Annotated in this window: 18 protein-coding genes and 2 pseudogenes; 10 read left to right on the top strand and 10 right to left on the bottom strand. The window is 70.8% G+C overall.

The features are described from left to right. Positions 1 to 27: 27 nt before the first annotated feature. Positions 28 to 1,818: a gamma-glutamyltransferase family protein gene (locus D7318_RS26765; RefSeq protein WP_120699791.1), complete on the bottom strand. Its 1,791-nt coding sequence runs from the start codon at positions 1,816 to 1,818 to the stop codon at positions 28 to 30. Positions 1,819 to 1,841: 23 nt separating this feature from the next. Here D7318_RS26765 and D7318_RS26760 point away from each other — a divergent pair, with 23 nt between their 5' ends. Then, the gene (locus D7318_RS26760; RefSeq protein ID WP_120699790.1) at positions 1,842 to 2,585 is read left to right on the top strand and encodes an SIR2 family NAD-dependent protein deacylase; all 744 of its coding nucleotides are present in this window, start codon (positions 1,842 to 1,844) and stop codon (positions 2,583 to 2,585) included. Positions 2,586 to 3,061: 476 nt separating this feature from the next. Here D7318_RS26760 and D7318_RS26755 read toward each other — a convergent pair whose 3' ends face one another. Both D7318_RS26755 and D7318_RS26750 read right to left on the bottom strand, forming a co-directional pair. Continuing rightward, positions 3,062 to 3,634 carry an HD domain-containing protein gene (locus D7318_RS26755; protein WP_120699789.1) on the bottom strand — a complete coding sequence of 191 codons (573 nt, stop codon included), beginning with the start codon at positions 3,632 to 3,634 and terminating at the stop codon, positions 3,062 to 3,064. A gap of 22 nt (positions 3,635 to 3,656) precedes the next feature. Beyond that, entirely contained in the window at positions 3,657 to 4,805 is a 1,149-nt protein-coding gene (locus D7318_RS26750; RefSeq protein ID WP_120699788.1) for a helix-turn-helix domain-containing protein, read from the bottom strand. 382 nt (positions 4,806 to 5,187) lie between these two features. Between D7318_RS26750 and D7318_RS34685 the strand changes: the two genes are divergently transcribed. Continuing rightward, positions 5,188 to 5,310 carry a hypothetical protein gene (locus D7318_RS34685; protein ID WP_268987365.1) on the top strand — a complete coding sequence of 41 codons (123 nt, stop codon included), beginning with the start codon at positions 5,188 to 5,190 and terminating at the stop codon, positions 5,308 to 5,310. Positions 5,311 to 5,530: 220 nt separating this feature from the next. Here D7318_RS34685 and D7318_RS26745 read toward each other — a convergent pair whose 3' ends face one another. Then, positions 5,531 to 5,725 (bottom strand): cysteine hydrolase family protein, encoded by a 195-nt coding sequence (locus tag D7318_RS26745; protein WP_120699787.1) that lies wholly within the window; start codon positions 5,723 to 5,725, stop codon positions 5,531 to 5,533. Positions 5,726 to 5,882: 157 nt separating this feature from the next. Here D7318_RS26745 and D7318_RS26740 point away from each other — a divergent pair, with 157 nt between their 5' ends. Then, positions 5,883 to 6,563 carry an SMI1/KNR4 family protein gene (locus D7318_RS26740; protein WP_120699786.1) on the top strand — a complete coding sequence of 227 codons (681 nt, stop codon included), beginning with the start codon at positions 5,883 to 5,885 and terminating at the stop codon, positions 6,561 to 6,563. 13 nt (positions 6,564 to 6,576) lie between these two features. Here D7318_RS26740 and D7318_RS26735 read toward each other — a convergent pair whose 3' ends face one another. Next, complete coding sequence (locus D7318_RS26735; RefSeq protein WP_230424125.1) at positions 6,577 to 6,891, bottom strand: SDR family NAD(P)-dependent oxidoreductase; 315 nt, start codon at positions 6,889 to 6,891, stop codon at positions 6,577 to 6,579. 183 nt (positions 6,892 to 7,074) lie between these two features. Here D7318_RS26735 and D7318_RS26730 point away from each other — a divergent pair, with 183 nt between their 5' ends. Further along, positions 7,075 to 7,578: a hypothetical protein gene (locus D7318_RS26730; RefSeq protein ID WP_147437838.1), complete on the top strand. Its 504-nt coding sequence runs from the start codon at positions 7,075 to 7,077 to the stop codon at positions 7,576 to 7,578. A 94-nt stretch (positions 7,579 to 7,672) separates the two neighbouring features. On the opposite strand, the gene D7318_RS26725 is transcribed toward D7318_RS26730, so the two are convergent. Further along, positions 7,673 to 8,806, bottom strand: coding sequence for a TIGR03842 family LLM class F420-dependent oxidoreductase (locus D7318_RS26725; RefSeq protein WP_120699784.1), 1,134 nt, complete (start codon positions 8,804 to 8,806; stop codon positions 7,673 to 7,675). A 7-nt stretch (positions 8,807 to 8,813) separates the two neighbouring features. Next, a complete protein-coding gene (gene hydA / locus D7318_RS26720) occupies positions 8,814 to 10,217 on the bottom strand; it encodes a dihydropyrimidinase (protein ID WP_120699783.1) in 1,404 nt (467 codons plus the stop codon). A 336-nt stretch (positions 10,218 to 10,553) separates the two neighbouring features. Between hydA and D7318_RS33060 the strand changes: the two genes are divergently transcribed. Together D7318_RS33060 and D7318_RS26715 are read left to right on the top strand one after the other, a co-directional pair. Continuing rightward, positions 10,554 to 10,724: a hypothetical protein gene (locus D7318_RS33060; protein WP_183091511.1), complete on the top strand. Its 171-nt coding sequence runs from the start codon at positions 10,554 to 10,556 to the stop codon at positions 10,722 to 10,724. A gap of 353 nt (positions 10,725 to 11,077) precedes the next feature. Further along, positions 11,078 to 11,341, top strand: a complete 264-nt coding sequence (locus D7318_RS26715; protein WP_120699782.1) for a hypothetical protein — start codon at positions 11,078 to 11,080, stop codon at positions 11,339 to 11,341. Here D7318_RS26715 and D7318_RS26710 read toward each other — a convergent pair. Next, entirely contained in the window at positions 11,328 to 12,071 is a 744-nt protein-coding gene (locus D7318_RS26710) for a class I SAM-dependent methyltransferase (protein WP_120699781.1), read from the bottom strand. The genes D7318_RS26715 and D7318_RS26710 overlap by 14 nt on opposite strands. 246 nt (positions 12,072 to 12,317) lie before the next feature. On the opposite strand from D7318_RS26710, the gene D7318_RS26705 reads away from it, so the two are divergent. Together D7318_RS26705 and D7318_RS26700 are read left to right on the top strand one after the other, a co-directional pair. Beyond that, positions 12,318 to 12,815, top strand: coding sequence for an ArsR/SmtB family transcription factor (locus D7318_RS26705; protein ID WP_120699780.1), 498 nt, complete (start codon positions 12,318 to 12,320; stop codon positions 12,813 to 12,815). Between the two features lie 148 nt (positions 12,816 to 12,963). Continuing rightward, a pseudogene (locus D7318_RS26700) lies at positions 12,964 to 13,878 on the top strand (RNA-guided endonuclease InsQ/TnpB family protein); the annotation flags it as partial. Here D7318_RS26700 and D7318_RS26695 read toward each other — a convergent pair. Both D7318_RS26695 and D7318_RS26690 read right to left on the bottom strand, forming a co-directional pair. After that, positions 13,875 to 14,735: a phosphotransferase gene (locus D7318_RS26695; protein WP_183091512.1), complete on the bottom strand. Its 861-nt coding sequence runs from the start codon at positions 14,733 to 14,735 to the stop codon at positions 13,875 to 13,877. The pseudogene D7318_RS26700 and the gene D7318_RS26695 sit on opposite strands and share 4 nt — an antisense overlap. Positions 14,736 to 14,899: 164 nt before the next feature. Next, positions 14,900 to 15,190, bottom strand: a complete 291-nt coding sequence (locus tag D7318_RS26690; RefSeq protein WP_120699779.1) for a DUF6191 domain-containing protein — start codon at positions 15,188 to 15,190, stop codon at positions 14,900 to 14,902. A gap of 1,194 nt (positions 15,191 to 16,384) precedes the next feature. Between D7318_RS26690 and D7318_RS35030 the strand changes: the two are divergent. Together D7318_RS35030 and D7318_RS26680 are read left to right on the top strand one after the other, a co-directional pair. Beyond that, a pseudogene (locus D7318_RS35030) lies at positions 16,385 to 16,540 on the top strand (DapH/DapD/GlmU-related protein); the annotation flags it as partial. Between the two features lie 1,236 nt (positions 16,541 to 17,776). Continuing rightward, complete coding sequence (locus D7318_RS26680) at positions 17,777 to 20,128, top strand: glycoside hydrolase family 28 protein (protein ID WP_120699777.1); 2,352 nt, start codon at positions 17,777 to 17,779, stop codon at positions 20,126 to 20,128. Positions 20,129 to 20,189 lie beyond the last annotated feature (61 nt).

Here is a 20,189-nt window from a genome sequence, read left to right as displayed (position 1 = left end):
AGGACGCCAGGATCCGTTGAGAAATCCTCACCGCCCCACCGCATATCCCTGCATACCACGGGGATTGGCCGCCGCGGACACCGTTCCGGTGCCGGGATCGCGCGCCACGGCGCACAGCCGACCCGCGGTCCACGGCCCCGCCACCGTCACCTCGTGCCCCCTGCGCCGCAGCTCGGCGACGGTCCCTTCCCCGACGCGCGACTCGACGGTCACGCTGCCGGGCTGTGTGCCCCGCGGGTAGAACGAGCTGGGGAAGCTGTCCTGGTGCCAGTTGGGCGCGTCGATCGCCCCCTGGAGGTCGAGCCCGCCGCGCACCGGCGGCCGCAGCGCCAGCGCGACGAAGAAGTGCGTCTGCCACTGGTCCTGCTGGTCGCCGCCCGGCGTGCCGAACGCCAGCACCGGCTCGTCCCCGCGCAGCGCGAGCGACGGGCTCAGCGTGGTGCGCGGCCTGCGCCCGGGCGTGAGCGAGGACGGCAGCCCCGGCTCGAGCCACGTCATCTGCAACCGCGTGCCCAGCGGAAAGCCCAACTCCGGTACCACCGGGCTGGATTGGAGCCAGCCGCCGCTCGGGGTCGCGCTGATCATGTTCCCCCAGCAGTCCACCACGTCCACATGGCACGTGTCGCCGCGCGTCTCCCCGTCGCGCGCCACCGTCGGCTCCCCCGTGCCCGCCCCGCCCGCGCCCGACGGCGCCGCGCCCCGGCGCGCGTGGGCGCTCAGCCGCGGCTCGCGCCCCCCTGGGCTCCCTGGGCGCAGCTCCGCCGACGCCTTCTCGCCGATCAACGCCCGGCGCGCGTCGTTGTACGCGGGCGAGAGCAGGTCGTCGAGCGGAACGTGCGCCGCGTCGCCGTACCACGCCTCCCGGTCCGCCAGCGCCAGCTTGCTCCCCTCCACCAGCGCGTGCACATACTCCGGCGTCCCGTACGCGGCGGCGTCGATCCCGCCGTCGAGCAGGGCGAGTTGCTGGAGGAGCGCCGGGCCCTGGGACCACGGCCCCACCTTGCACACCGTCCAGCCGCGCCACTCGTACCGCACCGGGTCCTCGTACCCCGCCTCCCACCCCGCCAGGTCGTCGCCGCTGAGCACCCCCGCGTGCCGCCGCCCCGACGAGTCCATGGCCGGGCGCGCGGCGTGCGCCGCGATCGCCTCGCCGATGAAACCCTCACGCCAGACGCGCCTGGCCGCCTCGATCCTGGCCTCGCGGTCGCCACCCGCCGCGGCCGACTCCCTGAGCAGCCGCTTCCACGTGTTGGCCAGCGCGGGGTTGCGCATCAACTCGCCCGCGCCCGGCGCACGCCCCCCGGGCAGGAACACCTCGGCCGACGACGTCCACTCCTCCTCGAACAGCCCCCGCACCGTCTCGATCGTCTGCCCGATCCGCTCGACCGCCGGATGCCCGCCCTCCGCGTAGCCGATCGCATACCCGAGCACCTCGTCCAACTCCTTGGTGCCGTGGTCGCGCAGCAGCGTCAGCCACGCGTCCACCGCGCCGGGCACCACAGCGGCGAGCGGCCCCGTGCCCGGCACCAGGTCGAGCCCGAGCCCGGTGTAGTGCTCGATGGTCGCGCGCGCCGGCGCGGGCCCCTGCCCACACAGAACGCGCACCGGCGCACCCGCCGGCGCGAGGATGATCGGAACGTCGCCGCCCGGGCCGTTGAGGTGCGGCTCGACCACATGCAGCACGAAGCCCGCGGTTACGGCCGCGTCATAGGCGTTGCCCCCGTTCTCCAGCACGGCCATCGCCGACTGGGAGGCGAGCCAGTGGGTGCTCGAGACCATGCCGAAGGTGCCCTGGAGCGTGGGCCGCGTGGTGAACATGGTGCGGAGCTTACGCTTTTCGTATGAATCCTGACGAGGGTGCGCGCCGCCCCCTGGTGGCCCTGCTCAGCGGCGCCGGGATCTCCACCGACTCGGGCATTCCCGACTACCGGGGCCCTAACGGCCTGTGGCGCCGCGACCCCGACGCCGAGAAGCTGGTGACCCACGACTACTACATGAACGACCCGGACATCCGCCGCCGCTCCTGGCTCATGCGGCGCGACAGCCCGGCGTTCCGCGCCAGGCCCAACGCCGCCCACGAGGCCATCGCCCGCCTCGAGCGCTCCGGCGCCCCGGTCCGCGTGATCACCCAGAACGTCGACGGCCTCCACCAGGCCGCGGGGATGCCCGACCGCAAGGTGCTCGAACTCCACGGCAGCGCCCGTACGGTGCACTGCGTCGACTGTGGCGACGGCGGCACGATGGCGGACGCCGTGGCCCGCGTCGAGGCGGGCGAGGACGACCCGCCCTGCCGGGCGTGCGGCGGGATCCTCAAGGCGGGCACGGTGATGTTCGGCGAGAGCCTCGACCCCGACGTGCTGGCCGAGGCGGTCGCGATCACGCGGGCGTGCGACGTGTTCATCGCGGTCGGCACCAGCCTCCAGGTCCACCCGGCCGCGGGGCTCGCGGGCCTGGCCGCCGAGCACGGCGCGCGGCTCGTCATCGTCAACGCCGAGCCGACGCCGTACGACGAGCTGGCCGCCGAGGTCATCAGGGAGCCGATCGGCCGCGCGCTGCCCGCGCTCCTCGACCGCCTCGCTCCTTGACGGGCTTCGCTTCTTGACCGCGTGGCGGTCGAGGGCTGGATTCCCGTCACCTCGTCGTCCGCCGCCGTGCGTCATTCACGCTGGGTCTTGGCGCCCCCGCGCCGGGCGCATCGGCCGCCGCCCCGTGCGGGGCCGACGGCTTCTGCGAGGACGCGGCGGACGGCGGCCGGAACGGCGTCCCCCGGTGGAACCGCGAGTCCGACGACGCCACCCTCCCCTCCCCGAACAGAGCCCGGCGGGCGTGGCCCCAACTCCCGGTAGACCACGACGAATCCGATCCCCGCGCGCGTCCGGACGACCAGCCGAAGTCCCACCCCTCGACCGGAGCCGCCATCGCGGCGGCGACCAACTCGTCGTACCCGTGGGCGTCCGCGTTCGGAGGTGAGGAACGGCAGCCGCCCCGAGCAACCGGATTCGCGCGGCACCGGCGAGACGGCGCGCCGCGTGAACTCAACGGCGGCCACCGGAAGAACGCCCTACCGGAGGTAGGTCCGTTGCCACTCCGCCGAGGACATGTCCTGCGCGGCATCGGCGAGTGCGATCGCCGAGGGTGTCTTGAGCTTGGCGCGCGTGCTGTCCACCCACTCCCGCGCGTTGCGGTATCCCTGCTCCAGGTACTCCAGCCCTTGGAGCATGCACTCCAGCTTGTCCGCGTCGTGGGCCACGACCACCTCAGGTGAGTCGCCCGTCTCGTACTCCTCGACGATCGCCTGGATTCCGGCGGCGACGGCCGGGTGCGCGTCCGCCACTTGATCGGCGGTCACCTTTTCGTTCGACGCGGCGGTGAGATAGCGCCGCCCGATCCACGGGATGTCACCCACGCGGGTTTCCTGCGTGTCATGAAACGTGCAGAGAAGAGCCACCTTCGCCGGATCCACACCTTCGAGCATCGCCAGCACGGATCCGATGACCGCCGTGCGGAAGCTGTGCTCAGCGATCGACTCGGGATCCTTCACACCCGCGATCCACCACCCGCTGCGCTTGCCGCGCTTGAGGGCTCCCATCTCCAGGAGGTAGCCCACCGAGCCTCGGGCATGCTGATCGTCCATGTTGCGGTGTCCCTTCCGAGGGTCACATTCCGTTCAGGCGTAGACCGTAATGCACTTGCTCCAGCTCACGTCGCGCCCGTGGCGACACGGTCCCGGTATCGAGTAGCTCGGAGACTCGCCCGGCGAGATTCACGGACAGCGAGGAGTCGGCCGCCGCGAGGCCGGGCCGCCACGTAAGGAGAGCCCACACGGAGTGCACGTTCAGATCGAGGCAGCCCAAGTCGCGGTCCAGCCGACCGGTCAGAGCTCGCAAGAGGGCGCCAGCGTCCCAGCGATGCGCCGAACGAACCGCCATGAAGCCGTCATCGGCCCTTGGCACGCTGTCCATGCCCAGCCAGTAAGCCCAGTAGTTGAGGTTGGCGAGCTCGCCGAAGTCGTCACCCATCCCGTGCTCGATGAATGCCCAGAGCCTGTCGTACTCGCCGTATCGCGTGAGCGAGGTGGCGACTGAGCGGGCCTCGGACCACGCGGAGGTCGAGGTGGTCGTGAACGTCACCGGCCGTTGCATGTGGGCCAGCCAAGCGTGGGTGTCGGGCGCGTTGTCATAGCTGGCCAGATAGACGGCCTGCCGCCGCAGCAGCGTTCCTCCATCGCCCGCTCGGTCCGCGATCTCGGCACAGCGCCTCAGATGGGTGAAGAGCCTCCGACGTTCTGTCTCGGCCAGCAAAGGGGAGCTGGGGCTTGGGCCGCGACGGCGGGGGATCGAAGCCGGAGGTGGTGGGATTGCAGCCGGTGAGGTGCCGGTGAGTGCCCACACGATCATGTGCGTGGCGGCGCGTGTGAAAACCCATTGGCCCAGCGGATGCCCCTGAAGATCGTGGTGCCTTGGCGACGCGTTCCCCAAAGCGCACGCGATCACGGCGTCTGCGTGGCTGGCAACGTCAAGGAGCGCCACGAGTTCCGGATCAGCGTTCAATCCGAGCAGGTGTCGGCAAACCGTCTGGAACTGTGCCAGTGACACAGCTGTGAGAGGGCGGCGGCCGGTCTCCCAGCTTTGGACAGTTGTGACATCCATGTTCAGCCGCTCGGCCAGCTGCCGTTGGGTGGAGGGGATGCGTTCACGAGTGATCTTCAGCAGGTGGCCGGTGATCGTGCCTCCGGAGGCGCGGAGGCCGGAACCCTGACCTCTGGTCGGAGTCGAGGAGCGGGACGACGATTGCGCTGGAGCCATGAGGTTCACCTTCTGGCGGCTTCACCTGGCACAACTTGTACTCTGCGTCAGTTTTATGCGCCCGTCTGTAACCGTAGGTTAGATGTCCCGGTAAGGGGCCGGACAGGCAGCTCGCATCATAGTCGCTCAGCGCGACGGCCTGTCCACAGAACTGTGACTGTGCACGTGAGACTCGCGCCTGTGCGCGGTGAGTTAAGGACCTCCGATGACGAAACTGCACCAACTCATCAGCCTTTGCGGCGGCGATGCGGCACACGCGGCCGAGGACAGGCGGCAATGATGAACATGACGGCACTGCCGTCCGAACAATGCACCTCGCCTGTCTCCCGCGCCAGCTGTGGGGGTGCTGTTGATGAGCATTCCTGAGGAGGAGCCCGAACCCATGGAGGAGGACGGCGGGGGTGCCGCTGACGCGGTACGCCCGGCGTCGGAAGAACTGGCGGAGCGGTGGGATGAGTTGAACAGGCTGATCGATGCGCATCTCGAGGAGCTGAGGCGGCGGTGAACGGGGAGATACTCGTGTCGGTGGCCGTGAACGCGTCGACCGTGCGGCGTGGGGATCAACTGACCATCGGCGGGACGCCGTTCACCGTGTGGGACATGACGGCGTTGCCCGGAGGCGGGAAGCGGCTCCACTTCAGCAGCGGGGACTCGTTGAACCTGCGCCATTCCACCGTCGTGTGGGCCGCGCGTCGCCAACGCCTGCGGCGCCCGCGGCACGTCCCTCAGCGGCTCAGCAGCAACGCCATGACCTCCGCCGTCGGGCGGACATCGCCGAAGCCGCGGTAGACCGTCGCGAGCGTAGCGTTGTGCGCCGCGTCGTCGCGCGTCGCGCACGCGTCGGCGACCAGCACCGCGCGGTAGCCACCGGCCCCCGTGCCGCCGGGGAGCCGGTAGGACCCGGCGACCCCGGGAAGCACTCAGGCGACGGTGCCCGCCGCCCGCATCGCCTCCGCGAACGCCCCCGCGCGTGGCACGGCCATGAGCCTCTCTCGTTCATGTTGGGTCGGCGTGGGAGGCACGCCAGGGCCGGGGCGGCCGGATCCGGGCCGATGAACGCATCGGCATAATGTCCGAGTGACCGAAGCCCTCAGCGTCCCCGTGGCCGAGTCATGGGCGCGCATCGACGCGTGGTTGGCCGCTCATGCCCCGGCGAGTGCGGCCCGGCTGAACCCGGGGGCCGACCCGGCGGCGCTGGCCGCCGCCGAGCGGGTGCTCGGCATCCCGCTGCCCGCCGACCTCGCCGCCTCGCTCGCCTGCCACAACGGTGCCGACCCCGACGTCGAGGTGCTGCCCGACCTGATGCTGCTGCCGATCGACGGCGTGGTCGAGCAGTGGGAGCTGCGCAACCAGGTCGAGGCGGAGTTCCGCGACGACGAGGACGAGGACGACGAGGCGCTCGCGCCGCTCGAACACCCCTACTGGGACCGGCTGTGGATCCCCGTCGCCCACTTCCAGGGGGATCTCGACGTCATCGACATGCGCCCTGGGCCGGGGCATGGCCGCCTGGGGTGGAGCGGGCACGACGGCTCGGGGTCGTTCGGCGACGGCACGTGGCCGTCGTTCGGCGCCTGGCTCGCGGCCGTCGCCCATGTGTTGATGACCGGCGAGGCCGCGCCGGGCGTGCCGAGGCCCTTCGACGACCCCTATGTCAGCCCCGGCGGCGAGCTGCTGTGGGGCTGGCTGCCGACGGGCGGGCTCCGGGGGACGGCGGAGGAGAACGGCTACCGCCGGGCCCCCGTCGGCCTCCCCGGCTGAACGGCCCGCCCGCTCAGGCCGGTCCACCCGTCGCGCATGTGACGGGCGGCGTGGCGCAGAGGATGCCAAGGCCGTCGAACAGCTTCTCCGCATCCTCCAACAGCCGTTCGGCGGCGCCCTGTTCGGCGGGGTCGGCGCGCGGCGCGCGCGCCGCGCCGCCCGCCGCCGCCACGGCGCGCACCACGTCGTTCGCCGCCGCCTGGTGGGTGGCGTAGCCGAAGACCACGGTGGCCCCGGCGCGGCACAGGCGCTCGACCACCGCCCGCCCGATGCCCCGCGAACCCCCGGTGACCACGGCGTTCCTGCCGTTCAGCACACCCTTCGCCACGCCCCTCACCCGGCCCCTCCCGCGCGTTCCCGAGCACGGCTCGTCCCGCCGGGCTCCGGGCCCGCAACGTACGCCCGACGGCGGGTGGTTCACCACTACGAGTGAAAAAGGGGCGGCTCGGGTCAGGAGTGGGGAGTCTCTTCGCGAAAGATCACCAAGCGCGAAATGAACCACGAGGTGAAGATGGCTTCCGAGTCTCTCTGTCCCACCGCGGACCTCGAAGACCTGGCCGTCGGCGAGAAGATGATCGTGAGCGCCCACTCAGGGGGCGTGCTCATCCCCGACTCCTTCATCAACAAGCGGCAGCACCTCCAGGCGCTCCGCGAGGACCACCGTGAGCTGAAGGACTGCCACCGTTTCCGTTTCGCGCCCGCGGACGGCGGCGGCTTCCGCATCGAGCATGTGTCGCACGAGCGCTATGTGGAGCCTCTGCGCAAGAGCGAGAACGCCGCGGTGTACGAGAACATCCGCTATCAGGGCCCCATCCTGCTGGAGACCGGGCCGCTGGTCGGCGCCCGCGACACGTGGGAGATCCGGCGCAGGGGCGAATACCACCAGATCGCCCTCAGGGAGGAGGGCCTCGTCATCGGCCTGACGCACCCCGACCACAAGGACAGCTGGGTCACGCTCCTCGAGCCCTGGTGGAGCCTCGACCGCCTCTGGCTGATCCTCGACGCGCCCGACTGAGCCTGGGCGAAGGGGAGTTCGCGGCGTCAGCCGCGCGGCCGCGGCCGCGGCCCGCCCCGCGGCCGCGCTCCCCACGCGCCACACGGCGGCGCCGTCACCGGTGAGGTCCACCGGGGCGGCGCCGCGCGTGGGCGGCGGGGACCTCGCCGCCCTGAGCGCCCCCCTGAGCGCCCCTCTGAGCACCGCCCTCATCGCCGCCACCGCGTCCGTCGTCCTCGGCCAGCGCCGGGATGACGTGCTCGCCGTAGACGTCGATCACGCGCTCCCGCTCGTCGTGCATCGCGTACACCGCGAACTGGTCCACGCCGAGCGCCCGCAGCCGCCGCAGCTTGGCGATGTGCGCCTCGGGCGGGCCCAACAGGCAGAAGCGGTCCACGATCTCGTCCGGCACGAACGCCGCGTCCGGGTGGCCCGAACGGCCGTGGTGGCCGTAGTCGTACCCGGCGCGCCCGGTGATGTAGGCGGTCAACGCCTCGGGCACCATGCCGGTCTCGGTGCCGTACCGGGCGACCAGGTCGGCCACATGGTTGCCCACCATGCCGCCGAACCAGCGGCACTGCTCGCGGGCGTGGGCGAGCGCGGCTGGGGAGTCGTCCCGCGTCACATAGGCGGGCGCGGCGACGCACACGGTCACCTCGCCGTGGTCGCGCCCCGCGGCCGTCGCGGCCACCCGGACGGCCGCGGTCATCCACTCCGTGAGGAACACATCCGCCAGCTGGAGGATGAACCCGTCGGCCAACTCCCCCGTGAGCGCGAGGGCCTTGGGCCCATAGGCCGCGACCCACACCGGCAGCCGACCGTCCACCACCCAGGGGATCCGCACCGGCACGCCGTCGAGCACGGCCTCCCGGCCCTCGGCGAGGTCGCGGATGGCGTCCACCGCCTGGCGCAGCGTGGCCAGGCTGTTCGGGGCGCGGCCAGCGACGCGCATCGCCGAGTCGCCGCGGCCGATGCCGCACACCGTGCGGTTGCCGAACATCTCGTTGAGCGTCGCGAACGTCGAAGCGGTGACCTCCAAGCTCCGGGTCCCGGGGTTGGTCACCATCGGGCCCACGCGCAACTCCCGTGTCTGTGCGAGGACTTGGCTGAGGATGACAAAGGGCTCCTGCCAGAGCACGGCCGAGTCGAACGTCCAGCCGTAGCGGAACCCCGCCTCCTCCGCGCGCCGCATCAGCGCCACCACCTCGCGGGCCGGCGGGTCCGTCTGGAGCACCAGGCCGAAGTCCATGCCGCCCTCACCCCACCAGCTGGCACGTGGCGCGCGGCACGAACGTGCCCCACCCCGCGCGCCCGGTCCAGCGCCGCCGTTCGACGACGGTCTCGCCGCGCGACAGCACGGTGACCACCTGCCCCATGACTCGCCTTCCTTCATAAGCGGAGTAGTCCACGTTCATGTGGTGGTTCGCCGCGGAGATCACCTGCTCGGCGGCCGGGTCGTAGACCACGATGTCCGCGTCGGAGCCCGGCGCGACGGTGCCCTTGCGCCCGTAGAGCCCGAACATCCGGGCGGGCGCCGCGCACGCCACCTCGATCCACCGGCGCCGCGAGATGCGGCCCTCGACCACGGCCTGGTGCAGCAGGTCCATGCGATGCTCCACGCCGGGCAGCCCGTTGGGGATGAGGGAGAAGTCCCCGCGGCCGAGCTCCTTCTGCTCGGCGAAGCAGAACGGGCAGTGGTCCGTCGACACCACCTGGAGGTCGTCGGTCCGCAACGCCCGCCACAGCGCCGCCCCGTGGCCCTCGGGGCGCAGCGGCGTGCTGCACACATACTTGGCGCCCTCGAAGCCGGGGCGCGCCAACTCCTCGTCGGACAGGAAGAGATACTGCGGACACGTCTCCCCGAAGACCGGCAGCCCCGCGTCCCGCGCCGCCGCCAGCTCGCGCACCGCCTCCTCGGCCGACACATGCACCACGTACAGCGGGGGCCCGCCCGCCACCCGCGCCAGCGCGATGGCCCGGTGCGTGGCCTCCGCCTCGAGCAGCGCGGGCCGCGTCTCCCCGTGGTACCGCGGCGCTGTCCTGCCCTCCGCGACGGCCTGCTCGACGAGCACGTCGATCGCGATGCCGTTCTCCGCGTGCACCATGACGGTCGCCCCGCTGCGCTCGGCGTGCTGAAGGGCGCGGAGGATGCGCCCGTCGTCGCTGTAGAGCGCCCCCGGATAGGCCATGAACAGCTTGAACGACGTCACGCCCTCGCCCACCAGGGCGTCCATCTCGCCCAGCGCCCCCGCGGTCACATCCGACATGATCAGGTGAAAGGAATAGTCGATCGCGCACTGCCCCGCCGCCTTCTCATGCCACGCGTCGAGCGCGGCCCGCGGCGAGCCGCCCCGCTCCTGCACGGCGAAGTCGACGACGGTCGTCGTCCCGCCCCAGGCGGCGGCCCGCGTCCCCGTGGCGAACGAGTCCGAGGCGACCGTGCCGCCGAACGGCATCTCCATGTGGGTGTGCGCGTCGACCCCGCCGGGGATGACGTACATCCCCGTGGCGTCGATGACCCGCTCGGCGGTCCATCCCTCGGCCGCCGCGCTCCCCCGGGCGGCGAGCGCGGCCACCTTCTCGTCTTCCACCAGTACATCGGCCTCGACCTCGTCGGCTGCCGTGACGAGCAGCCCGCCCCGAATGACGACTCGTGCCACGTCTCGCCCCTGTCACCGATGTCTGTGAAGCCACCGAGGACGACCGTAGGCGTCGCTACGCAGGGTCGCAACTCCATCACTGGCGATGACCGTGCCGTGGTGTGCCGCCGTGCGTTCCCGGAGTTCGGGAACCGGTGCGGGTCGTGCCCGCGGTGATGCCGCGGAGTATCACGCCGTGCTCGCCGAAGCCCGTCGATCGGTGCGTGGGCGAGCGCGTGGGCGAGCGCCTCGCGGCGAGCGCCGCCGTGGCCTTGGCCAGGGGTCCTCCGCCTCGGGCGGAGCCTGATATCAGGAGACCTGGCCGCTCGGCTTGTCCAGGTTCCTGATCGAGGGGTCGTGCGCTCACCCGATCTCGCCTACCGCGGCGAACACATCCAGGCCGTCCGCTATCAGACCCCCCAGGCGGTCCTGGTCCCCGTCGACTGGTACGAACGCGCCTGCCACGCCTTGGGCGAGGAGGTCCGCCTCCCGGCGGTGGACGAGGACTCCGACGACACGTCCCGGTAGGGGACCCCGCTCGCGCGGGGAGAACTTGTCGACTGCGGCGTGGTCCACTCCTGGGGCGCCTGGTGAGTCCTTCCCATGGACTGCCGACGGCACCGGATGGGCCGCAGTGGAACCAGGATGTCTACTCCCCGGCCGTCGACACCTCGGTCGGCCCAAGACCTCGGCGGGCCTCCCGGACCTTCCGACTGGTCGCGGGGCGCCGCTGAGGCCGTGGCCGCGCACCGGGCGAACGGCGACCCGGCGCCCGCCACGGCCGAGATCACCCGAAGCCTCACCCGGGCCGTACGGTCCACGGCCGACGACGAGGTGTTCGCTCCGCTGCCCGCTACCTGCGCCGCTACCGCGAGCTGCGGGTGCCCGTCGTTCCCGAGGGCAAGGGCCGCCACGGGCGGCTGGACGTGGTGGTCTGGCTGCCCGGTGGTCCGGACATCGTGGTGGAGATCGCCTTCGCCCGCGACGCCGGGGCCTACCCGCTGTGGGTCCGCTTCGGAAAGGGCAGCATCGGGAAGATCGACGGCGTCATGGTCCTCGACATCCGCGACGCCGTGCGAGGCGTGCGTGAGGCTGGCTCCTGCGCCGACGGCCCGCGCCTACGGGCGGAGGTCACGCCTTCGTGAGGACGAAGAACAGGAAGCACAGGAACCTGCCCGACTCTTTTTGCTCGAAGACCTCGGGGAACCGTTCGCGGGTGCCGGGTCCCGGGGCCGGTTCGCTGATGACGTCGATCCGGAAGCCGGCCGCGGTGAACGCGTCGGTGATCGCGTGCAACGGCCGGTCCCAGAAGGTCATCAGGTGCTTGGTGCCGCCGAGTTCCCACCACTGGGAGGTGGAGCGGGTCGCGAAGTAGTCGGTTCCGGGCGGTGCCGTCATATGCTGGATGAAGGGGTGGTGGACGGACCCGATGAGGCGGCCGCCGGGCTTCAGCACGCGCCGCAGTTCGGCCAGGGCCGTCGTCCAGTCCTCCAGGTAGTGCAGGACCAGGGAGGCGACGACGTCGTCGAAGTCGGCATCGGCGAAGGGCAGCGGGCCGCCCAGTTCGGCGCGCTCCAGCACCACATCGTCGCCGAGCCGCTGCCTGGCCAGCTCCAGCATCCCGGCGCTGGAGTCGAAACCGGCGACGACGGCGCCCCGCTCGCGCAGGTCTGCGGCCACGGGGCCGGCGCCGCAGCCGGCGTCGAGGATCCGGCGGCCCGCCACGTCGCCGGCCAGGTCCACGATCGCGGGGTGCGCGTAGTAGGCGTTGAGGAGGCTGGTCTCGTTCTCGGCCTCGTATGCCTCGGCGAAGCTGTTGTAGTCGTTCGCCCTCTCCCCGGGCCCCGGGGGAGCCTCGACGGGACTGACCACCATCCCCCTGTTCGGCGGGGCATCCGCCTGCTCTGCGGGGCTCTCGGGAGCGGCGGTCCCGCCGGTCGTTCCGGGACGGTTCGGCATGGTCGACCTCGTTCGTTCGGGCCACGGTGGGCGTGCCGAGAGATCTGCGGATCCCCGGGCTGTGAAGGGCACAGCGGCACTCTGGACGAGTGATTGAGTTTTGTCAATCACTTGCGATCCGGCCCTTCAGCGGGCTGTCCGCTCTTCAGTAGGCTGCTGGTCATGACCGAACGCCGACTGGCGACCGACGCGGAGGCGAAGGCACTCGCCTCCGCCCTCCGCCTGCGCATCCTGCGCATCTGCGTGCGGAAGCCGCGCACGAACAAGGAGATCGCGGCGATCCTCGGCCGAGACCCGGCCAGCGTGCTGCACCACACCAGAACGCTGGTCCGCACCGGGTTCCTGGAGGCGCAGGAAGAACGGCGCGGCGCGCGCGGCGCACGAGAGATCCCGTATCTGGCGACGCGCAAGAGCTGGCACCTCGAAGCACCCGCGCTGGACCGGTCGATGCTCGACGCGTTCCTGGAGGAACTCGCCCTCGTCCCCGCGACCGAGGCCGAGGGCACCAGGATGGCGCTGCGCCTGCCACCGCCGCAGATGGAGGAGTTCCGCACCCGGCTCAAGGATCTGCTGGAAGAGTTCGCCGCCCGCCCGGACGACCCAGCCGCGCCCGCTTGGTCGCTCTTCATGGTGGTGCACTCCGACCCGAACCGACCCTGACGACGGCGTCCGGCAGCTACCCCCGACCGGGTCGAGCGCAACGAGCCGACCATCAGATGGCCACAAGATCCGCCGGGCAAGCACCCAAGGCCCGTCGCCGCCCCAGCGATTCTCATACGACCCCAACGGCATGGGCGCGATGTTCTTCGCCGCGCTGACGGAGTGGAAGAGGACCGGGGAGTTCGCCTTCCTGGGCGAGGTGTCCTGCGTCCCGCTCCAGCAGGCCCTGAGGCATCTCCAGACGGCGTTCGCCAGCTTCTTCGCCAAGCGGGCCGGGTACCCGCGCCACAAGTCGCGGAAGAGGTCGAGGGCGTCGGCCGAGTACACCCGGAGCGCCTTCGCATGGCGTGAGGGGGAGTTGACGCTGGCGAAGATGAGCGGGCCGCTGGACATCCGCTGGTCGCGTCCCCTGCCCGGGGGAGTGGAGCCGTCCACCGTGACGGTGTCCTGTGACGCGGCGGGCCGCTGGTTCGTGTCCCTGCTGTGCGGGGACACCGTTACCGAGGCCCCCGCCACGGGTGCGGCGGTCGGTGTCGACGCGGGCATCACCTCGCTGGTGACCCTGTCCACCGGGGAGAAGATCGCCAATCCCCGGTACGAGCGGCGTGACCGTGCGCGCCTGGCCCGCGCGCAGCGGGAGTTGTCCCGTAAGGCGAAGGGCTCGAACAACCGCGAGGCCGTCTGCAACCTGCTCAAGAACGGCCGTCTCGCGCGCGCCATCTCGGACGCGGCCCGGACGGAACTGCGTTCCATGCTGGAGTACAAGTGCGCCTGGTACGGGCGTGAACTCGTGGTGATCGACCGATGGTTCCCCAGCTCGAGGCTGTGCGGGGCCTGCGGCACGGTCCGCGGGAAACTGCCGCTGAACGTCCGGACGTGGACGTGTGAGTGCGGCGCGGTGCATGACCGTGACGTGAACGCGGCACGCACCATCCTGGCCGCCGGGCTGGCGGCAGCAGCCTGTGGAGACGGTGTAAGACCTCAACGGGAGTCCTCCCGGACACGGCGGTCGTCGATGAAACAGGAACCCCAGCGGGCGACCGCTGGAACCCCCCGCCTCTAGGCAGGGGAGGAAGTCAACGTGTCGAGTGTCGGCCAAGGAGGACCGTCGTGCAGCGCGCGCAGGAGTTCTTCTCCGAACAACCTCCCGTTCGGAAACTCGTCGCCAAGCTCCCAACGCCATGCCGCGACCATCGCGAGGACGAGCTGTCGGCACTCGTCCAGCAGCCCTTGGTCGATGTTCGGGTAGTGCTCGCAGACCGCCTGGGGAACATGGGCGAGGTCGAACTCGACGGGTCCACGGCAGCACGTCTCGAGGTCGATGAACAACGGGCCGTTCTTCGTGCTGAGCACATTGCCTGGATGCGGCTCGCCGTGGAGCAGCTGCTCCACGGCGCCGCGCTTCTCGATCGCTCGTCGCAGGCTTGCCAGTCTGCCGCCGAGGAAGACGCGGTCCGCGTCGGCGAGCTCCGGCGAGCGATCCGGGTCGGCAACGACCTCTTCCGCCTCCGTGATCCGGTCCGTGAACCGTGGGCTCGGCACATGGACCTTGCGCATGCCGACATGCAGCAGTTCCAGCGCCTTGGCGCAGTCGACGGGTGAGACGTCAGGTGTCACGGGCTCGTAGTAGGTCCACAGCGTGACGGTGAAGCCATCGCTCGTGTACACACGCGGGTCCGCCCGAGGCTCCAAGGGACACACCGGGCATCCGACCTCGGCGAGTCGCTGAGCGAGCTCGACTTCGAACTGTGCAACTTCTTTTCCCACAGGGGCGATCCGGGCAAAGACGTCGCATGGCGTCAGCCGCAGTGCCAGCTTGTTGGAGTTGTGGAGCACGGTTGCGCCGCTGACGGGTAGGCCGAGTGATACGGCGATCGAAGTCGCAGCCGCCATCGCACGCGTGACGTCGGGCATCTCCATTCTCGAATCCTGGTCCACCGGCCGCCGGTAGTCTCCTTGATTTCCGCGTCAGGCGCGGGTCGGCTGGTGCGAAGAGGGCAATCCCCTCGTGGCATGGAGACGATCTACGCTGCCCTCTTGTGCGGTGGGTGCTCGCTGCGTGAGACGGCGGGGTTGGCTCGCCGTCAGGGGAGATCGCGCGTGCGGATGAAGGCCGTGCCCTGGTCCAGATCGACCCTGGAGTGTGGAGGGGCGCCGTCTCCCTCTTCCTCGCGGAGCAGTGTGGTGACCTCGCGCTGCCGTATCTCGTGTTCCTTGCCGGGAAGAAGGCTGGCGTGCAGCATCTCGAAGCCCGTGGCCGAGACCCCGCCACCACGCGCTCCACCTCGCCAGGACACCAACACGCGATCGACGAAGGCCACTGCGGTCAGCAGGATGACCAATCCCGGCAACGTCATGAACACCACGATCCCCACAGGGCGCCCTCCCGGCTCACCCACCAATCTCCCCCATGCCTCCTTCAAAGGCAACGGAGAGCCACGAGATCGCGACACTTGAGCCAGAGCCGGTGCCGGATGAATCGTGCACTGACCCGCCCCCGCTCGCGCGGGGAGAGCTCCCGCCCTGCGTAGGCCCTCAAGACGATCAGCGGACCACCCCCGCTCGCGCGGGGAGAGTATCTCCTGAGCTGGTGGGTTAGGGGCGCTTTGCCGTTTCGTGATGTGTGGCGATCGGGGCTGTGGCAGGTCTGGGATTGCACATGTGCCTTGCCTTCCGCTCGGTCCATGTCTCGAAGCTATCTCGCCGCACCACCTGGTCGTATGGGTGAGGGGTCGATTCGTGGGTGCGATCCGGTGTGGACGTTGGACGACAAGCTCACGGACGCCGCGTCAGGTCCGGCATCGGTCGCGTGGTGTCCCCTTCGATCACCGGGGTGCTCTGGTCGCGACAGCAGGGGCCCCTCGGGGTCCCGGACCGGGGGCGAGAGGGCGGCCCGGGGTTTTCGGTCGTGGGCGCTTCGTGAGGGTGGCTCATGACCTCCGTGTGCCGCGTCGTCCGCCGCGGAAGTATCTCTCCCGGAGCATCAGTCCCTTGCGGATGGGGGCGACTGAGTAGCTCTTGTCCGGAGTATCGCGGGTGCAACTTACCGGAAGTTTCTGTTTTGATGCTATTGACAAGGTGCTGGGCGCTGTCAACGATGTTCAGCGACAGTGACCGGATACCGGCGGCAGAGCCGGAAGGGGACGGACCGCATGACCGACGACGAGCCCCAGCCCGACCGTCTCCGTCACGACTACTCGCCATGGCTCTTCTGGACGGAGGCCGACGAGGAGGCGCGGGAGCGCCAGCTCCGGCACCAGCGCGAGCTCGGCCGCCGTGCTGGTTACACGATCGGGGAGCGGTGCTTCGTCTCGGGGCTCGCGTCCGTGCAGAACGAGGAGCTGCGTCTCGGCCGGTGGACCAGCGTGGCCGCCGGGGCCCACCTCACGGGCTCGCTGCGCACCGGCAGTGAGTGCACCATGAACGCCTACACGGTGATCCGCGGCACGGTCGAGCTCGGCAACTCTGTGCGCATCGGGGCGCACACGTCGCTGCTGGGCTTCAACCACACGTTCTCTGACCCGGACATCGAGGTGCACCGCCAGCCGCTCACCAGCCTGGGCATCCGGGTCGGCGACGATGTGTGGATCGGCTCCCACGTCGTCGTCCTGGACGGGGTGACGATCGGGGACCGCGCCGTCGTCGCCGCCGGGGCCGTCGTCACCCGGGACGTCCCGGCCGGCGCCGTGGTCGGGGGCAATCCCGCGAAGGTCATCAAGTGGCGCGTGCCCCAGCTCGCCCCGTCGGCCTCCGCGCGGACCGACGATCTCGCCGACGCCGTAGCCGAGTTCGCGGACACCGCCCGCGCCCAGGCTGAGGAGATCCTGGCCCGCTGCTTCGAACCGTCGCTCGGCGGCGGGTTGTTCGTGGACCGGCCAGGTGCCGCGCCCACGGTGCGCGCCCAGTGCGACGCGATCGAGATCGCCGACCTGCTCCTCGGGCGCGCCCCCGGTCAGCTGCCCGCGGCCGAGCAGGTGGAGCGGCTGCGGAGCTGGCAGGATCCGAAGACCGGCATGGTGGGTGAGCTGCTTCCCGACGGCAACCAACGGCTCCCCGGTGACGGCCTGTTCGATCCCGACGCCGCTTACCACGTACTGAGCGTGGGGTACGCGCTCGAGCTCCTCGACAGCGCGTTCCCCAGCCCCGTCCATGTCGTCGCCGAGGCTGGCCCCGACCGGCTGATCGAGGGGCTGGAGGAGCAGCGCTGGGAGACGAACGCCTGGAACGCGGGGCACTGGGCCGACGTCCTCGGCACGGCTGTCCACTGGAACCGGAAGGTCGGGCACCCAGGGCGCCCCGGGGCGGCGGAAGCGGTGTTCGGCTGGCTGCTGACCCACGTCGACCCGATGACGGGCATGTGGGGCTCGGCACGGCCGGAGGACGGACTGCTCCAGATCGTCAACGGCTTCTACCGGGTGTCGCGCGGCACGTTCGCGCAGTTCGGGCTGCCGGTGCCCTATCCGGAGCGCGTCATCGACACCGTTCTCACCCATTCCCGGGACGTCCGGTTCGTTCGACCGGATCGGCAGAACGCGTGCAACATCCTCGACATCGCCCACCCGCTGTGGCTCACCCGGCAGTCCGGGCACCGCGACGACGAGATCGTCCAGTTGGCCGGCGGGCTTCTGCGGGACGCGCTCGGACACTGGACCGATCGGCTGGGCTTCGGCTTCCGCGCGCCCCATCCCGCCACCGTCGGCGACCCGGCCACCACGCCGGGACTTCAGGGCACCGAGATGTGGCTGGCGGTCATCTGGCTGCTGGCCGATCTCGTCGGCGTCTCCGAGGCGCTGGAATACCGACCACGGGGCGTGCACAGGCCGATCCCCGCGCCGTGACGGCGTGCCGAGGCCGCCGAACGGTTCGGTACCTGTGGCGCCGACGGCGCTTCGCTTCCGCGCAGTTGACCGCAACGCCTTCCTGGCGCGACCAGAGACCGCCCGTATCGAGGAGCTCCGCACATGAAGACGCCCGCCCCCGCCAGCACCGAGGACGCGCCGCACGGAAGGGCGGTGCCGTCCACCGGCACCGTGGTTGTCACCAGACCTGACCCGCGGCGGTTCGTGCGCACCGTCGGCACGTCCACCATCACCGTCGCCACCGGCACCACCGTGGCGCAGGCGCTGGCGGAGCTGACCGCCTCCGACGGCTCCGGGCAGACACGCACGGTGGTGGACGCGTCGGGAGCGCCGAAGCCGGACGGGGCGCTCGAGGACGGTGACCGTCTACTGGTCCTTGCCGAGGACGGCCGCGGGACCGGCGGTTACACCCTCGCGGTCCACGATCCGGAGGCCGCGCGCCGGGACGGCGCGTACTGGAACGCACCGTTGTACGAGGAGATCGACCGTATCGTCAACGCCCACACCCCGACCTTTCCCGCGCGCCGCTTCGACGTCACGGCGCCCGCCTACCAGCACCTGGTGCGCGAGATCACCGAGACGTACGCCGTCGGCAACCAGGCCGGCGACCCGGCGGTCACCGACTCGCCGCTGGTCTTCGCCACCCGGCGGGTGTGGTTCCACGGCGACGCCGTCAAGGCCGCCATCCAGGACTGCCATGACGCCGGTGGCGGCACCGTCGTCATACCGCCCGGTGCCTCGCCCAACGAGGACGGCGCCTACTACACGGGCGCCATCGCCCTGCTCAGCGGCGTGAACCTGTGCGTCGAGGCGGGTGCCGTGGTGAAGTTCGTGCGGAATCGGAGCAACGCGTTCTACCCGGTGGTGCGCACCAGTTATCAGGGCACGGACCTGTATGGCTTCTCGCCGCTGATCTATGCCCTGCACCAGCGCGATATCGCGGTGACCGGTGGCGGCACGTTGGACGGCCAGGAGGACATGTGGAACTGGCGGCCCTGGAAGAAGGGGTACTGGGGTGAGCCGGGCGTGGAGGACGCGGACCCTAACGCCGATTACGGCCAGAACGGCGTCCTCGAACGGATGAACGCGCTCGGCACGCCCGTCGAGACGCGGATCTTCAGTGACGACGGACACCTGCCCGAGACCATCCCCGTCGTCCGGGACGGCCGGGTGCGGCAGGTGCCCCCACCACCCGGCGCCAGGGTGCTGCGGTCGACCTTTCGGCCCTCGTTCATCCAGCCCAACGACTGCGTGAACGTGCTCATCGAGGGATTGCGGATCCGCAACGTCCCCTTCTGGATCGTCCACCCCCTGAACTGCGCCAATGTCCTGATCCGCCACCTCGACATCCACAGCGACAAGACCCGGGACTTCGAGCAGTGGTGGAACAACGACGACGGCCTGGACCCCGAGTCCTGCCGCGATGTCGTCCTGGAGCACAACACCGTCACCGTCAGCGACGACGGCGTCGCCATCAAGTCCGGCCGCGACCGCGACGGCCGTGCACACCGGGCCCCCAGCGAGCGGATCATCGTCCGCCACTCGACCTTCCACAACGACGGCGGGCACTCGGCGGCCATCTCCATGGGCAGCGAGATGTCCGGCTCCATCCGCGACGTCTTCGTCCACGACTGCGTCTTCGAAGGCCCTGGTCTTGCCATGGCCCTGAAGATCAAGACGAACGCGGCCAGGGGCGGCGTCGTCGAGAACGTCCACGTCCGCGACTGCCTGCTGCGGCAGGCGTCCTTCGGGCTCGTGGAGTTCGAGGCGGACTACGGCGTGACCCCGCCCTCGCCGGAGGCCACCGTCTTCAACCCCACCATCCGCAACGTCTTCCTCGACCGCGTCGACACCGCGCCCACCATGACACCGGGCAGGACCACCTTCTCCTTCCGCAGCGCCGCCTCCCGCTCACCGGTCGAGAACGTCCGCTACCGCGACTCGACCTTCCACACCGCGAGCGACCTCGCCGCCGGCTTCGCCCGCAACAGGAACATCAAGAACCTCGTCGTCACGGGCGTCACCAATGTCGACCCCGAGACCGGCGCCACCACCCGCTACGACACCACCCCGCCGCGCCTGCGCGACCGGACCGAGGCCGTGCCGGACCAGGCGCCGGGCCCTGCCGTTCACCTGGTGCCCGTCAGCGCCGGGCAGCGGGACGTCGTCACCCCGCTGCCCGGCGGCACCTTCACCGTCCGGGGACAGGTGGACCTCACCGACCACCCGACCTTCCCGGACACCGGCGAGGTCCGCGTCCTCGTCGACCGCGACCCGATCCCCGTCCCCGTCCGCCTGGACCCCGACGGGACCTTCCACAGTGACCCGATCACCCTGCACGACGACCACCTCTGGTACCGCGACCGGCACTATGTGGCCATCAACCTCGCCACCGGCATCGACATCGACACCGTTGTCCACCAGGTGACCGTCGCCCGCCGTGACCGGCTCTGATGCCGGTGGCCGCATGGGGCCCCGGCCGACGAACCAGAACGACCTCCCTGCCGTTGGTGCT

Origin of the sequence: Streptomyces radicis, assembly GCF_003626575.1 — a bacterium.
Taxonomy (GTDB): Bacteria; Actinomycetota; Actinomycetes; order Streptomycetales; family Streptomycetaceae; genus Streptomyces; species Streptomyces radicis.
The sequence above is the reverse complement of the archived record's forward strand: the minus strand, read 5'-3'. Positions and strand labels throughout refer to the sequence as shown.

Coding starts and splice junctions, on each gene's coding strand:
- D7318_RS34685 (WP_268987365.1), top strand. CDS start 5,188: ATGGAGGAGGACGGCGGGGGTGCCGCTGACGCGGTACGCCCGGCGTCG.
- D7318_RS26710 (WP_120699781.1), bottom strand. CDS start 12,071: ATGGTGGTCAGTCCCGTCGAGGCTCCCCCGGGGCCCGGGGAGAGGGCG.
- D7318_RS26725 (WP_120699784.1), bottom strand. CDS start 8,806: ATGGACTTCGGCCTGGTGCTCCAGACGGACCCGCCGGCCCGCGAGGTG.
- D7318_RS26680 (WP_120699777.1), top strand. CDS start 17,777: ATGAAGACGCCCGCCCCCGCCAGCACCGAGGACGCGCCGCACGGAAGG.
- D7318_RS26730 (WP_147437838.1), top strand. CDS start 7,075: ATGGCTTCCGAGTCTCTCTGTCCCACCGCGGACCTCGAAGACCTGGCC.
- D7318_RS26750 (WP_120699788.1), bottom strand. CDS start 4,805: ATGGCTCCAGCGCAATCGTCGTCCCGCTCCTCGACTCCGACCAGAGGT.
- D7318_RS26760 (WP_120699790.1), top strand. CDS start 1,842: ATGAATCCTGACGAGGGTGCGCGCCGCCCCCTGGTGGCCCTGCTCAGC.
- D7318_RS26765 (WP_120699791.1), bottom strand. CDS start 1,818: ATGTTCACCACGCGGCCCACGCTCCAGGGCACCTTCGGCATGGTCTCG.
- D7318_RS26705 (WP_120699780.1), top strand. CDS start 12,318: ATGACCGAACGCCGACTGGCGACCGACGCGGAGGCGAAGGCACTCGCC.
- D7318_RS26755 (WP_120699789.1), bottom strand. CDS start 3,634: ATGGACGATCAGCATGCCCGAGGCTCGGTGGGCTACCTCCTGGAGATG.
- D7318_RS26695 (WP_183091512.1), bottom strand. CDS start 14,735: ATGGAGATGCCCGACGTCACGCGTGCGATGGCGGCTGCGACTTCGATC.